At 49.6% G+C, this 14,168-nt stretch carries 15 protein-coding genes and 1 riboswitch; all 15 genes read right to left on the reverse strand.

Annotation, left to right across the window (positions count from 1 at the left end):
- Positions 1-2: 2 nt before the first annotated feature.
- The 15 genes from HR45_RS06455 to motA all read right to left on the reverse strand — a co-directional run bounded on the left by HR45_RS06455 (position 3) and on the right by motA (position 14,168).
- Positions 3-1,025, reverse strand: a complete 1,023-nt coding sequence (locus HR45_RS06455) for a FliG C-terminal domain-containing protein (RefSeq protein ID WP_241461067.1) — start codon at positions 1,023-1,025, stop codon at positions 3-5.
- On the reverse strand, positions 1,006-2,799 hold the full coding sequence (gene fliF, locus HR45_RS06460) for a flagellar basal-body MS-ring/collar protein FliF (RefSeq protein ID WP_052074558.1): 1,794 nt from the start codon (positions 2,797-2,799) through the stop codon (positions 1,006-1,008). The genes HR45_RS06455 and fliF overlap by 20 nt, the downstream gene beginning before the upstream one ends.
- A gap of 9 nt (positions 2,800-2,808) precedes the next feature.
- Positions 2,809-3,120: a flagellar hook-basal body complex protein FliE gene (fliE, locus tag HR45_RS06465; RefSeq protein WP_037440963.1), complete on the reverse strand. Its 312-nt coding sequence runs from the start codon at positions 3,118-3,120 to the stop codon at positions 2,809-2,811.
- Between the two features lie 13 nt (positions 3,121-3,133).
- Positions 3,134-4,441, reverse strand: coding sequence for a sigma-54-dependent transcriptional regulator (locus HR45_RS06470; protein WP_037440966.1), 1,308 nt, complete (start codon positions 4,439-4,441; stop codon positions 3,134-3,136).
- Positions 4,438-5,316: an OmpA family protein gene (locus tag HR45_RS19005; protein WP_052074559.1), complete on the reverse strand. Its 879-nt coding sequence runs from the start codon at positions 5,314-5,316 to the stop codon at positions 4,438-4,440. The genes HR45_RS06470 and HR45_RS19005 overlap by 4 nt, the downstream gene beginning before the upstream one ends.
- Before the next feature lie 106 nt (positions 5,317-5,422).
- A riboswitch (cyclic di-GMP riboswitch) is annotated at positions 5,423-5,512 on the reverse strand.
- 144 nt (positions 5,513-5,656) lie between these two features.
- Positions 5,657-7,726 (reverse strand): flagellar biosynthesis protein FlhA, encoded by a 2,070-nt coding sequence (locus HR45_RS06480; RefSeq protein ID WP_037440970.1) that lies wholly within the window; start codon positions 7,724-7,726, stop codon positions 5,657-5,659.
- 17 nt (positions 7,727-7,743) lie between these two features.
- Positions 7,744-8,874 (reverse strand): flagellar biosynthesis protein FlhB, encoded by a 1,131-nt coding sequence (gene flhB / locus HR45_RS06485; protein ID WP_037440973.1) that lies wholly within the window; start codon positions 8,872-8,874, stop codon positions 7,744-7,746.
- Positions 8,875-9,657 carry a flagellar biosynthetic protein FliR gene (gene fliR, locus HR45_RS06490; protein WP_037440975.1) on the reverse strand — a complete coding sequence of 261 codons (783 nt, stop codon included), beginning with the start codon at positions 9,655-9,657 and terminating at the stop codon, positions 8,875-8,877.
- Complete coding sequence (locus tag HR45_RS06495) at positions 9,654-9,923, reverse strand: flagellar biosynthetic protein FliQ (RefSeq protein ID WP_037440977.1); 270 nt, start codon at positions 9,921-9,923, stop codon at positions 9,654-9,656. The genes fliR and HR45_RS06495 overlap by 4 nt, the downstream gene beginning before the upstream one ends.
- The gene (gene fliP, locus HR45_RS06500; protein ID WP_037441429.1) at positions 9,920-10,639 is read right to left on the reverse strand and encodes a flagellar type III secretion system pore protein FliP; all 720 of its coding nucleotides are present in this window, start codon (positions 10,637-10,639) and stop codon (positions 9,920-9,922) included. Before fliP ends, HR45_RS06495 begins: the two co-directional genes overlap by 4 nt.
- 19 nt (positions 10,640-10,658) lie before the next feature.
- Positions 10,659-11,009 (reverse strand): FliM/FliN family flagellar motor switch protein, encoded by a 351-nt coding sequence (locus HR45_RS06505; protein ID WP_037440982.1) that lies wholly within the window; start codon positions 11,007-11,009, stop codon positions 10,659-10,661.
- A gap of 12 nt (positions 11,010-11,021) precedes the next feature.
- Entirely contained in the window at positions 11,022-11,888 is an 867-nt protein-coding gene (locus HR45_RS06510; protein WP_037440985.1) for a FliM/FliN family flagellar motor switch protein, read from the reverse strand.
- Positions 11,885-12,310: a hypothetical protein gene (locus HR45_RS06515; RefSeq protein WP_037440987.1), complete on the reverse strand. Its 426-nt coding sequence runs from the start codon at positions 12,308-12,310 to the stop codon at positions 11,885-11,887. The genes HR45_RS06510 and HR45_RS06515 overlap by 4 nt, the downstream gene beginning before the upstream one ends.
- The gene (locus HR45_RS06520; RefSeq protein WP_037440989.1) at positions 12,307-13,311 is read right to left on the reverse strand and encodes a flagellar motor protein MotB; all 1,005 of its coding nucleotides are present in this window, start codon (positions 13,309-13,311) and stop codon (positions 12,307-12,309) included. The genes HR45_RS06515 and HR45_RS06520 overlap by 4 nt, the downstream gene beginning before the upstream one ends.
- Complete coding sequence (motA, locus tag HR45_RS06525; RefSeq protein WP_037440991.1) at positions 13,311-14,168, reverse strand: flagellar motor stator protein MotA; 858 nt, start codon at positions 14,166-14,168, stop codon at positions 13,311-13,313. The genes HR45_RS06520 and motA overlap by 1 nt, the downstream gene beginning before the upstream one ends.

The raw sequence follows: 14,168 nt of genomic DNA on the forward strand, positions 1-14,168 counted from the left end.
GATTAGCCCATCACTTCTTCAGCATAGAGACGGTAATCAATCGCGCCGTCGGCCATCATGCGTCGGATTAGCTGCATAATCTCAAAGCGCGCGGCTTCGACTTTGCGCACGGGTTGTGGTGCCAGGTTGTTCAGTTGTTGCTGATATACCTGTGCCAAACGTTTCGGTAATGACGACAACATGGCACTGATAAACTCTGGCTTAGCGCCTTTGAGCGCCACAATCCACAGTTCATCAGAGATCTCATTCATCAGTTCAGCACGAACTTCTTCCGTTTGATGCTGCAGCGTATCGAAGTCGAACATTCGCTCTTCGATGGCGTTGGCCGTCTCGGTATCATGTTGTTTCAACATGGTGATAATTTCGGCTTTGTTACCGTTGTAGCGGTTAACGATCTCCGCCACTTTCTCGACGCCGTTTAGGCGCGCACCAGATTGATTGCCGACAAATTCAATACAGCGCTCCAGCGTAAAGCGCAGATCATCAATGACGTGCTCACTGACTTCACGTAAACCCGCAATACGAAACAGCAGGTCTTCATGGCGTTCTTTGGGTAATAAGCTGATAACAGCCGAGCTTTGCTCCGGCGGTAAAAATGCCAGCATCAACGCTTGCATCTGCGAATGTTCCTGCTCGAGGAAGCGAGCGATCAGCTCGGCGGGGATCCATTCCAAACGGCGAATTTCATCCACCAGAGAGTTGCCATAGATATCATCCAGCATGCCGCGCGCCAGTTTGCGGCCAACCGCCTTATCGAGCGCCTTTTCCAGATAACGACGCGAAGCACCGCTCACGCCACTTTCAATGCGATAGCTATCAAAAAAATGGCTCAGCGTTTGTGTCATATCCTCTTGCGAGACATGGGCAATTTTCGCCATACGTTCCGACAATGCTTGCACTTCAGTGCGCCCTAAACGGCGGATCACATTCGCGGCATTATCTTCCCCCATGCTCAGCAACAAGATGGCGGCTTGATCCAGTTCAGACATCTGCTGTCTGTTGAGTTCAGGACTTTCTGGTTTCAATTTCGATTCCCCGTTCTACCCAAGTTTTGATAACAGCCGTCACACGTTCAGATTCTTTGTTGGCCAAGTACTGCATATGCGCGACTTGTTCTTCAAACAGCGCGCCCGCTTCAGGTAACGCCATGGTTTGCAGTTGCTCATCACGCGTCAATTCACCGCTTTTCGCGGTTTGATTATCAGGGGTTAACTGAGACTCAGCGCCGCCAGTTGACGTAGCCGAAGGCGCCGCGGTAACTGTGCGCTCATTGCTGGTGTCCGCAAGTTGCATCTCATGGCTGGCACGTCGTCCTTTTACCAAATGGTTAACCAAGGGGCGCACGCCGAAGAAAATCAATGCCAGCGCGATTAAGGTGCCAAACAGGTAGCGAGCATATTCACCGATCATCGGCAATTGCCACCAAGGCGTGACTTCGGCAACGGCGTTAATGTCCTGCTGCACAAACGGGAAGGTAGAGATATTGAATTTGTCGCCACGCGCTTCATCAAAACCAGTGGCGGTTTTCACCACATTGCCCAGAGACGCCAGTTGCACTTCTGTCCATCCTGAACTTTGGTTTTGCCCATCGGCACTCACAGTTTTAACGGCATCATTCACCAGCACTGAGACACTGATGGATTTCAGGCGTCCGACTTCATATTGGGTGTGAGTAACAGAGCGGCCACTATCGAACTTACGTTGCGATTCTTGGCGCTGATTGGTGCGCCCGGCATCATTCGTGGCTTGGCCATTCTGATTTTGTGGCTGTTGTGGATTGGCGGCTGCTGGCGGTTGGTTTGCCAAAGAACCGGGGATCCCCATTGCCAGTTGATCTTCGCTGGTGCCCGATTTGGTATTTTCCGACAGCACCACAGTGTTAGGGTCTAAGGTTTGTTTGGTTTCTTCTACGACGTTGAAATCGACGTCAGCGGAGACCTGAATACGGTAATTGCCCTCACCCACGATTGGCAACAGCATGATGGCGGCGCGCTGTTCAATATTGCGCTCCAGCTTGTCGATAAACTGCAACTTCTTACTGGATTCCTTACCGACGGGCGAGGTATCAAACAGTTCCGCCGTCAGCAGTTCGCCTTTTTGGTCGACAACGGAGACCGAGCGCGGATCTAGACCAGGCACGCTGCCAACCACCAAACTGACAATCGCTTCGACTTGCTGCTGTTTCAGTTCATAACCAGGCGCAAGATCCACCATCACAGAGGCTGAGGCTTGTTCCTCTTTGCGACCAATAAACAAACTACGTTTAGGAATGGCCAGATGCACCCGCGCATTTTGAATACCGGACATATTCATAATGGTGCGGGCTAGTTCGCCTTCCAACGCATGCTGGTACTGTTTAGTTTCCATAAACTGGCTAGCGCCCATTTTGACCTTATCAGACAAGCTGTTGAGGCCATCAGGTAAGGCAGCTTTGATCCCGCGCGCGGCTAAGGTAATACGGGCATCCGCGAGTTTCTCTTGTGGTACCATGATATTGCCGGTGTCGGTATCAATGCGGAATGGGAATTTTTCGTTATCGAGGATCTCAAGAATGCTGGCCTTATCGTAATGCTCCTGATTGCCATAGAGCGGCACGTAATTTTTGGCGGAGGTCCATAAAATAATCACAATGGCGGCGGCAACTAATGTCGCCAGTAAGGCAATCGAAGCCAGACTACGATCACCGTTTTGCGGCCAACCAAAACGTCCGGAGAGATTGACAACTTTCTCGCGCAAGCCGGTGTTATTGCGGCTAGCGCCAAAGTTTGCTGCGTCTTTCGTCGCGACTACGTCTTTCATCTACTCTTCCTACAGCGACATATGCATAACGTCGTCGAGACCATCAAGCACTTTGTTGCGAACTTCCATCAGCATGTTAAAGCTCAAGCTGGCCTTTTGACTGGTGATCATGGTGCCGACCACATCCTGTGACTCACCCGTGTCCACCGCGCGCATCATATCGGCAGCTAAGTTTTGCTGAGCATTGATATCGTGGATCACTGTCATAAAATCTTGTTTAAAACCACCATTCTGGGCTGGCGCAATCTCATCGCCTTTGGCGATCTGTTCCATGCTATTCATGCGGCTCAGCAATAAGCTCTGAGTTTCAATTGAATTCATTTTTTGTCCCTAATTAAGATGCGATGGCATCAATATCAATGCCCACTTCACGCATGGCGGCGAGCTTATAACGCAACGCCCGTGTACTCATCCCCAGCGCTTCCGCTGTGCGACTACGGTGACCATTAAAGCGTTGTAATAAATCGTAAATGTAATCAAACTCAGCTTGCTTTTTGGTATGACGTAAACGTGTACGCCCAGCATCAGGCTGCGGTACAACGGCAATCGGCAGCCCTAAATCTTCCGCCTGTAATTCCATACCACGCGCCATAACCAAGGCGCGCTGCATAACGTTTTCCAACTCGCGGACGTTCCCCGGCCAGTTGTAGGCCAGCAGAGTGTCGCGAGCGCCACTGCTTAACAGGTATTTATCCTGGCCATACTTTTTAATGAAGTGTTGCGCCAACGGCAGTACATCTTCCATGCGCTCCCGTAATGCAGGCCAACGCAGCGGCAGCACATCGAGGCGATAAAAGAGGTCTTCACGGAAAAGCCCCTGCGCCACGAGCTCACGCAGATCTTTGTTACAGCAGGCGATAATGCGCAGATTCAGCCGGATTTTTTGATGGCTACCAACACGTTCGACTTCACGCTCCTGCAGCACGCGCAGCAATTTGCTCTGCAAACCCAGAGGCAATTCGGAAATTTCATCCAGTAGTAAGGTGCCGCCGTTAGCCAGTTCGAACTTACCCGCCACCGCATTCACCGCTCCGGTAAAGGCGCCTTTAGCATGGCCAAACAACATGGCTTCCAGCATGTTCTCAGGAATAGCCGCGCAGTTAACCGCCACAAATGGCTTATCGCTACGCGGGGATGTTTGATGAATAAACTGGGCAAGCTTTTCTTTACCGGTGCCAGACTCACCCTGAATACAGATGGTAGTGCCGTTAGTTTGTGCCGCGCGGTTGGCCAAACGCAGCACCTGTTGGCTCACCTGCGATACCGCGACCATGTCACCGATGTTTTGCCGCATAAAATGGGCATCACGGATAGAGGTAAATAACTGAGATTCAGTAAATGGATAGAGCAAATAATCAATTGCGCCACAAGCCAACGCTTTAGATGCCAGCGCACTTTGACCAGATTCGACAATCACAATCATCGGTGTCGAAGGAAACTTAGCACGAACCGCGGTGACCCAAGTTTCAACATGCTCCGCTGAATTAACAAAATCGATAAAAATAATATCGGGTGTTTTTGAAACATCGTCTAATTGATCATGCTTTGCATAAATAAGCGATAAAGACTCTCGACTAAAACACTCCAGCATGCCTGCCTTTGGGCGTTTATTCGCTAGCCATAACACATATTGACTATTCATTTTTTCACCACATTATTTTTGCGAATAAGCCTTACTGTTACCCTTCGATTTAGATTTTTATTAACATCTTGATTATTTACGATGGGGTAACGGCTTCCATGCGCTCTTACTTCTAATAATGAGGAATCCATTCCATACTCCACTAATCGAGCCGCTACATCATCAGCACGTTGCTGAGATAACACTCGGTTAGCAGTATTATTTCCGACGCTATCTGTATAGCCATCAATTAACACTTTTGTTACATTTTCATCCAATGAAATATAACGAACAATATGCTGCAACATTTGCAGATCTTTATTTTTATCAATACTGCTTTTGCCAGTATCAAAATAAAAAACACTTTCTCTTGCGCTATTCCAAGAAATAGGAGCCATCTGCGCTAAGCATTGGCGAAAACTAACGACAGCATCGGCCCCATGAGTGTTAGTAAACACAATGTTTTTGGGTTGCTGTTGCTGTAAATATGAAAATGACAGCCAATCGCCAGCGGCAATCCCCTCTAACACATCACTGCTAACACCATAAAATTTAGCTTTTGAATCAGCAAATTGGCTTGTTGAAAGGATAGGCATTGGAACATCAGCATTGGCTTTCCAGTCAGCATGCTGAATGCTGACCGATGGCGATGTGACCTTAGCATCGGGATGATCAAGCTGTAACACGACAGCGGTTTCATCCTCGGGTTCACGAATAACGGAAACTGTCGCCACGCCTGCTATTTTTTGAATAATACGGCATTCGAAACTGTTGGTTTCAATGTCCCACGCGCCGCGCTCATATGCCTGTTTCCACTGTTCTACCGCATGAACATTGGGAATAAAAAGACAAACGAGAGCAAGCACGCCAACACATTTAGAATTGGCTGCAAACATCAATTTTCCATTGCATTTATTTTGAGCCTACCTGGCTCAATTTTTATTTTTAATACAGCAGAAGGGGAAAAAAGGAGAGACTCCAGATGACCACTTGCCGCTAAGTTAATGTAACCCCGCTATCGTATCTATCATTGAAAGACTTAGACCGGAGGTTTTGCGTCCCAAGCTTTCGCTTGGTTTGCTAGTTAATTTTCTTAGCAACCATCTTTGGCAGAAGGTTACAGACTGACAAATATTTGGCTAAATTATTATATTCGTCAGTTACGTTCAAGATTGTTACATCAAATTTTTACATTTTTAATTCAGATGTTTATTTTGTAAACCATTTATGTGATATCTATCCCAAATTCCCCAAAATATCGACGCGAATATTGTCGGGCACCTCGTTATAGGATAAGACCGCCAAATTATTTTGGGTAAAGGTACGGGCGTATCTTGCTAATAATGGTCGTAGCTGCGGTACAACGACTAATACTGGGTTAACCCCTTGCTGCTGCATTTGCTGCTGAATCACGGGCATCATACGCTGAAACTGCTGCAATAAATTGGGCGCCACCGGAAAACTATCCAATGCAACCTTGCCAGCCTGCATCGCTTGGCTTAACGCACTCTGTAAAGTTTGCTCCAATTTGCTATCCAAACTGAATGCCGCCAGCTCCTCACGTTCACCCATAAGTTGTCGGGTAATTGCGCGCTGTAGTGCACAACGCACATCGGCCGCCAGTAAAATCGGATCTTTGGTGACATCAGCACTGTCCACCAGCGTATTGGCGACCGTTACTGCATCTTTTATCGACACCAATTCCCGCAACAGATAACGAAAGACCTTGAGTTGAATGTTTTCGTTGAGCGCTTTTTCGAGTGCGCCAGCGAGATCCGGCGCAATCTCTTTCACACGTTGATTGAAGTGCTTAACATCTTCATAGGAGAACAACTCATCTAGCGCTCCTTTAATCACCTTTCCGGCATGGGTCGCAATGACAGTGGGTAAATCCACCACTGAGTACCCCATATTTAAGGCACGGGATTTCGCTTCCTCTTTAATCCATACCGCATTTAAGCCATACGCCGGATCTTTGGTGACTTCACCATCAATCTTGCTATAAACCTCACCGGTATCAAGCGCCAACATCTGATGCGGCTTAAGCACGCCGCTGGCAATCGGAATACCGGACAACAGAATGCGATATTCCTGCGGATTGAGTTTGAGGTTGTCTTTAATACGCACTTCCGGCAATAAAAAGCCAAGCTGCTCACACAGATTTTTGCGGATACCGCGCAGCGTCGTTACCAACTCTTCGCCTTTTTCTTTCTCAGCCATGTACACCAACATAAAGCCGAGCTCGATAGAAATGCGGTCAACGTGGGGAATATCGGTCCAACGCAGTGACTGATTTTCACTTAGAGATTCGGTGAGTTTTTCCACCTCGTCCAAGGCATCGTCGGGGCGAGCTCGATGGAGTCGCCACGCAACATAAAACAAAATGACGGCAAAGGTGAGAAATGCCAGTGTTGGCATCCCTGGCACTATGCCCAACGCCACCATAATAAAGCCAGCGGTGGCCACTGTACGCGGTGAAGCCAATAGCTGCGCCCCGACCGCTTCCGACATATCTTCATCGTCGTTCATGCGAGTGACGATGATGGCAGAAGCGACAGCCAGCAACAGCGATGGGATCTGCGCCACAAGGCCGTCACCAATGGTCAGCAAGGCAAAGCGCTGAAAAGCTTCGCCCATACTTAAATCATGCTGGAATACGCCGATGCTGACACCACCGAGCAGGTTAATCACCAGAATGATTAAGCCGGCAATGGCGTCGCCACGCACATACTTAGACGCACCATCCATCGAGCCGTAAAAATCGGCTTCGCGTGAAACCTCTGCACGGCGGGCCTTGGCTTGCTCAGGACCAATCAGGCCAGAGTTTAAGTCGGCATCAATCGCCATCTGCTTGCCGGGCATCGCATCCAGCGTAAAGCGCGCGGCCACCTCAGAGATACGCTCGCCACCTTTGGTGATAACCACAAAGTTCATCACCATCAGAATAGCGAACACCACAATACCGACGACATAGTTACCGCCGATCACCACCTCACCAAAGGCTTGGATAACTTTACCGGCAACGTCAGCCCCCTCGTGACCGTGCAGCAGCACCACACGAGTCGAGGCGACGTTAAGCGTTAGCCGCATTAACGTGGCGACCAGCAAGATAGTTGGGAAAACAGAAAAATCCAGAGGCTTACGGCTGGACACCGCCACCAACAACACCATGATGGATAACACGATGTTGAAGGTAAATAAGGTATCAAGCGCCCATGCTGGCAGCGGCAAAATGACCATGGCCAAAATGGCCAGCAGCAGCACTGGAATCGCTGTATAAGGTTTGGTGAGGTTACGCCAATTCAATGAAGATCTCCCACATACTAATTTTTAATGAATTTCTTCGGGATCTGTAATTCAGGAAGCGGCGCTGGCTTTCCGCCCCGCCCCGCTTTATACGCTTGTAACTGCACCACATAGGTCAGCACATAGGCGACTGCGGCATAGAGTCCGGCAGGCACCTCTTGATCAACCCGCGTAGACCAGTAAATGGCACGCGCGAGCATCGGAATTTCTAACACTTCTTTGTTATGTTGCTTGCCAATGGCACGGATCCGTAATGCCATTTCGTCCATGCCTTTGGCTAACACATACGGTGCTTTCGCCTGCGACTCTGAGTAACGCAGTGCCACGGCAAAGTGAGTCGGGTTGGTGATGATCACGTCAGCCTTGGGCACGCGCTCTTCAATACGGCGTTTAGAAAACTGGTATTGGATCTGACGAATACGGTTTTTAATCTGAGGGTTACCATCAGTCGACTTACGTTCTTCTTTGACTTCCTGCCGCGTCATCTTGATCTTGTCTAATACCGACTTCATCTGAAATGGCACATCAATCGCGGCAACCAACAGCAGTAGGCTCGACATAATCATCAACGTCAGAAACAGCAGCTGCATGCCTTCTGATAAAGAAATCTGCAGCTCTTGACGTTGTAAGTCGATTAAGCGGCCGGTGAGTTGCTGTAAAAACAGCAATAAGCAGCCAAGTAACAGCACAATTTTGACTATCGATTTCAGTAGCTCCATCAGACTATTTTTGCTGAGAATCTTGGCGAGTCCCGTTAACGGATTAAGTCGCTTGCCCTTAAAGGACACTAAGTCTCCGGAAAAGATAGCGCCGCCGGGCAAGGACCCCGCTACCCACATCGCCACAAACAGCACTGTTAGCATCGGCAGTAGTGTCAGCATCATGTCGTGAATTGCATCGCTCAGCGCAATAGTCATCATGCTTTTATCAAAAACGACAGTGTGATTGAGCTGCAGGCTACGCTGCAGCACAGTGGTAAATAAGGTGCTAAACAGATCGGCAAACCACAGCATGGATGCCACACCAATGATAATCAGCACTGCGGTGTTTAATTCTCTGGAACGCGCGACCTGCCCCTCTTTGCGGGATTCTCGCAGGCGTCGTTCGGTGGGTTTTTCGGTTCTTTCTTGAGCTGAGTTCTCGGCCATTTACACCACCATAAACCGACGCATAGTATCTAGCGCTTCAAACAGCAATTGCGAGAATACACTCCCCGCCTGTGCAAAGGTCAGATACACCACCACAAACCCCAACATCAAGGTCACCGGAAAACCAAAGGAAAACAGATTTAAGGACGGTGCTGAGCGGCTGGCAATACCAAAGGTCATATTCACCAACAACATGGCGATAACCGCGGGTAATGCCACCAATAATGCTGAGGCAAAAATCCAGCCAAACATGGTTAACACGGCATCAAAATTGAGCGCATACAGACTGTGCCCAACCGGCCACAACTGAAAGCTGTCGACCAACATCTGCAACCCCAGCAAATGGCCGTTTAATGCGAAAAACAGCAGTACCATCATCAGCCACAGCAAGTTGCCCAGAATAGACACCTGATCGCCTGAGGCCGGATCCATCACCATCGCCATCGACAGGCCCATCTGCATCGACAAAATTAGCCCAGCTTGATTGAACACCTCAAACAACATGCGAAACACGAGGCCCATACACAACCCAAACACCACTTGCTCAAGGGTGAACGCCACCATGGTGAGCGAAAACGGGTCGACCTCAGGCACCTCAGGTAGCTGCTTGGACAGCGCAAACGCGAGAAAGAACGCCAACAGAATACGACCGCGTACCGGCACGGCGGGATTATCCATTACTGGCAGTGCCCACAGAAACGTCGACAAGCGCACAAATGGCCACCAAACGGCGCCTATTAGATGCATAAGATCGGTTCCGAGTAGCGGGACTAATGCGCTCATCCAAACACTCCGGGGATCATCTGTCCGAGCCGAGTGAACCAATCCACCAGCGTCTCAATAATCCAGTGACCGGCGAAAATCAGCATCAACAGCGTCATCAACATACGCGGCAGAAAGGTTAATGTTTGCTCTTGTACCGAAGTTGCAGTCTGGATAATGGCCACAATCAAACCGACGACTAAACTCGGCGCAATCATCACCAACAGAATTTTGATAATGGTCAGCACCGCATCGCTGATTAACTGTACGGCTAATTCGGGACTCACCAGGAGCCTCCAAAGGTCGCCGCAAGCGTGCCCGCCACCATTGACCAACCATCAGCCAGCACAAACACCATCAACTTAAATGGCAGACTGATGATCAAGGGTGACAACATCATCATCCCCATCGACATCAGCACACTGGCGACAACTAAATCAATGATCAAAAAGGGAATAAACAGCATAAAGCCGATTTGAAACGCCGTGGTTAGCTCACTCAGCACAAATGCTGGCACCAACACATCCAGCGGAATGTCATCCGGCTTCATCGTTGGCGCTTCATTGGCAATTCGCAGCACTTGCTGCAGTTCGTTCTCCCGAGTTTGCGCCAGCATAAACTTACGCAATGGCACTTCCGCACGTTCAAGCGCCTGCTCAGTGGTAATTTGCTCGGCCTGCAACGGCTGGTAGGCATTGTCGTAAATATCGTGCCAAACCGGACGCATAATCAATAAGGTCAGCATCAAGGCGATACCCACCAAGACGCGATTGGGAGGGCTCTGTTGTAACCCCATCGCCTGCCGCAAAATCGCCAACACAATCACGATACGGGTAAACGACGTTGCGACCATTAAAATGCCTGGCAGCAAGGTCAGTACCGTCATCATTAGCAGGATCTGCAACTTAATGTTGTAGTCCTGTCCGTCGGTGGTGTTATGGGCGGAGAACAGCGTTACTTCCTGCGCATTGGCCCATAGCGGCAAGAAAAATGCCGCCAGCATCAGCGCAAAGCGCCAGCCTTTATTCTGCAGCACTGCTATTGTCCGATCCGTCTTTGGCTAAGAAACGAATGCCATAGTGACCATCAACCATGACCACTTCAGCTTTAGCAAAAGCAACACCATTAACCATCACGTCCAACGGCTCTCCCGCCAGTTTATCAAGCGGTAAGACATCGCCTTCAACCACTTTGCTGAGTTCACCTAAGGTCAACTCTGTACTGGCAACTTCTAGGGTCACCGTCAACGGCACATCATTAAAAAACGCCATATCGGGCACGTTAGCTTTCGTCGCTACGACCGCCTCTTCGGCAATATCATCAAACTCCATGGCATCCAATTCTGCCAATGCTGCATCCAAATTATCTGTCATATTGATGTGCTCTTATTTTTGGGTAACCTGAAATACTAATTTGCCGTCTTCTTGGGCGACTTTGCCGCTGAACATTGCGCGCTTGCCAATGCGAAAATGCGCGTCGTCCTGTAATGACAACGGCATAAATTGCCCAGCCAACAGCTGTTGTAGCTGTTTGACATTAATCTGTTTTTCTAACAAAACTGCGCGGCCTTTGATGGGATAGGCCAACCAATCGTCCTCATCCATCACGGGCGTTGGCTCACCGTAAGGTAGGGATGAGAAACTCGGTGGAATGACCATTGCCACGGGTAACCAGATAAACCAACTGATCACGTCACCATCAAGTAACATGCGTACCTTATAGATGATGGCGCTGTGGCTGGCGGGAAGCGTTACCTGTTTCATCACTTCGGCGACGCCACCTGAACGGCTGCCCTGGAACAGATATTCCAAACCTCGCACTACACGCTGAAATACGCGCAAGGCGATGCGGGTTTCGGTCACCGTCAACTCACTGATGTCGACATTTTTTGTCGCGCGCATACGGCCGCCTAGACACAGGTCAGCGAGCTGATGAATTGCGAGATGATCCATCGCCATATAAGCGTCACGTTCCACTTCGGCGAGGTCCATACGCATCATCAGTGGCGAACACTCATTCAACCAAGTGTCCATCGCACTGCCTTGACAGCGGACAATATCCATCTCAAAGCTGAGGCCATTGATGAGTTGCTGCAGCTCGACCATCAGCATCTCTTTAATTTCTGAGCGTAATCTGTCTGCCTCATGCAACGCCTTTTGCTGATCGCGCTGTTCATGTGTCAGGGGAAACGGCAAGGCACTGGCAGCGTGTTCGCCACTTAGTAACCGGTGATACTGCTTTCTCTTACTCAAGGTAAGGACTCCTCTTGTGCGGCTTGATTACGCTTTTTTCTTCGAGACTTGAGCTGCGGATGCAGCATGGCAACCTGTTTCAACATGCGACGCCGCTTGCTGTCAGGCTCTCGGCGCCAATCGATACCAAGAAAAAACAATTTTTCGCTGATCTGGCGACGGTGCACCACTTTGCCCTTGAGCCGCACGGTCTCATCCACTTCAATGATGATGTGGCTTGGTACCTTCTTTTCTAACGGCACTAATAAACCTGAACCGCCAAGGCCCACGTCTTTCATAATGGCATTACAACCAAACCATTCCAGAATGGCTGGCCAGTAGAGCTTGACGGCGATACCGTCATGTTGTTGTTCTTCGGGGGTTAATTCCCGGCTCAAAGGATGGCGTTTATACAGGCGCAGATTCTGTTGCCGCGAACTCATTGCTGCATCTCACTCAAACGGGTTACAGGTTGATTGGCCTGGGCATCTTTTGCCGCTTGTTGTACCGCTGGTGCGGTTTCTTCAACGGTTTTGGTGGCAAACAGTGCGTTCAACTGTTGCTCGGCCTTAGGCGTCAAAATCAGTAACTCAACGCGGCGGTTCTCACTGCTGGCCTGATCTTGCTGATTGAGTAATCGAGTGGAGCCAAAGCCATTGACCTGCTCAACTCGGTTGGCAGGCATGCCGCCAGCGACCAGCATCTGCCGCGCCTTCAAGGCCCGTGAAGCGGAGAGTTCCCAGTTGCTGTAATTACTGTTGTTGTAGCCAGTGACATCGGTGTGGCCGGAAATAATCACCGAGTTTTTAATCTGCTTAAACACTTCTCCGAGACAGAACAGTAAGTCTTCGAAAAATGGCGTCATCTCCTCTTGTCCACGAGGAAACATCTGGTGATTTTTGTCATCCTTGATAATGACTCGTAGCCCTGAAGGTACCGCCTCAACCAGCACATTACCTTCGGCGAGCTGCTGCTTCGCAATCTGTTGAAAGTTCTGCAGTAGTGCGGACAGTTCCGCTGGCGTGGCAGCCGTACCTTCAATCAGTGAATTGAGTTTATCGCCCCGACCTAACGCCGAATCTTTCTTGCCCTGCGGCACACTCAGATACTCACTCATGCCCGGTAACGGATTATCTGGCGGCAAACGGTTGGCGGCTTCATGGTCGATAATCGATGGCGTACCACCTAAATCAATTGGATAGGGACTGTTTTCAGGATCAAAAAACGATGGACTGCCGTCAAAAATCGAGTGGGTTCGCATATAATGAGCGGTTTGCACCCGTTCATCTTTGCTGGATACCTGCATCAGCCACATCACCATAAAAAATGACATCATTGCCAAGGTAAAGTCAGCAAAGGCCACCTTCCAAGCACCGGTATGTTTCGGTGCTTCATTGCGCCGATTTTGCCGCCGCACAATTACGCTGTCGTTATTGATACTCATCAAGCGGCCCTGTTGTTAATCCATTCTTCCATCATGTTGAAGCTAGGTTTCAGCTCCTCACGGATCAGTTTACGGCCGGCATCCGTCGCCACAATTGCCACATGGCCTTTAGCATGAGCCACTAACATGGCGCGGACACATTCAAACACCGCCACATTCTTTTTCACGTATTGCTCCATCGATGAAGCAAACGGTGCCATCAGACAGTAGCAACCAAAAATACCGATAAAGGTGCCCACCAGCGCCGCCGCCACGTGCATACCGATACCGCTCAACGGGCCATCGAGATGCTGCATAGTAATAATGATGCCGCCGACGGCCGCCAAAATACCGAAGCCGGGCATCGCTTCAGCAACTGACGCTAATGAGCGCGACGGCTTGAGTTTTTCATCTTCGATGCAATAGATTTCCTGCTCTAACATCACGTCAAAATCGTGGGCGGAGATTTTGCCCATACTGAACAAACGCAAGTTGTCGCAGATAAAGGTAACCAGTTGTGGGAACTCGGCCACGGAAGGATATGCAAGGAAAATTGAGCTGGTTTCCGGGTTTTCTACGTGCTCGTCCAGATCTTTGAGACCACGCGTGCGCGCCAGATCGAGCAAGGCATACATCAGCAACAGTAAATCCTGATAGAGCTGATCTTGCTTATTCACTGTTTTGAATTGGTATTTGAGCTGGGTCAGCATCTCGCGCAGCACATAAGGCGAATTCCCCACCACCAAGGCACCGATGGCCGCACCGAAAATAATGATCATTTCCGCGGGTTGCCACAGCGCGGCCACGTTACCGCCAGCATAGACAAAGCCGCCTACCACTGCGGCTAACACAATGATCAATCCAACAAATTTTTGCAT

Origin of the sequence: Shewanella mangrovi, from assembly GCF_000753795.1 — a bacterium.
Taxonomy (GTDB): Bacteria; Pseudomonadota; Gammaproteobacteria; order Enterobacterales; family Shewanellaceae; genus Shewanella; species Shewanella mangrovi.

Coding starts and splice junctions, on each gene's coding strand:
- fliF (WP_052074558.1), bottom strand. CDS start 2,799: ATGAAAGACGTAGTCGCGACGAAAGACGCAGCAAACTTTGGCGCTAGC.
- fliE (WP_037440963.1), bottom strand. CDS start 3,120: ATGAATTCAATTGAAACTCAGAGCTTATTGCTGAGCCGCATGAATAGC.
- HR45_RS06470 (WP_037440966.1), bottom strand. CDS start 4,441: ATGAATAGTCAATATGTGTTATGGCTAGCGAATAAACGCCCAAAGGCA.
- HR45_RS19005 (WP_052074559.1), bottom strand. CDS start 5,316: ATGTTTGCAGCCAATTCTAAATGTGTTGGCGTGCTTGCTCTCGTTTGT.
- flhB (WP_037440973.1), bottom strand. CDS start 8,874: ATGGCCGAGAACTCAGCTCAAGAAAGAACCGAAAAACCCACCGAACGA.
- fliR (WP_037440975.1), bottom strand. CDS start 9,657: ATGAGCGCATTAGTCCCGCTACTCGGAACCGATCTTATGCATCTAATA.
- fliP (WP_037441429.1), bottom strand. CDS start 10,639: ATGCTGGCGGCATTTTTCTTGCCGCTATGGGCCAATGCGCAGGAAGTA.
- HR45_RS06505 (WP_037440982.1), bottom strand. CDS start 11,009: ATGACAGATAATTTGGATGCAGCATTGGCAGAATTGGATGCCATGGAG.
- HR45_RS06515 (WP_037440987.1), bottom strand. CDS start 12,310: ATGAGTTCGCGGCAACAGAATCTGCGCCTGTATAAACGCCATCCTTTG.
- HR45_RS06520 (WP_037440989.1), bottom strand. CDS start 13,311: ATGAGTATCAATAACGACAGCGTAATTGTGCGGCGGCAAAATCGGCGC.
- motA (WP_037440991.1), bottom strand. CDS start 14,168: ATGCAAAAATTTGTTGGATTGATCATTGTGTTAGCCGCAGTGGTAGGC.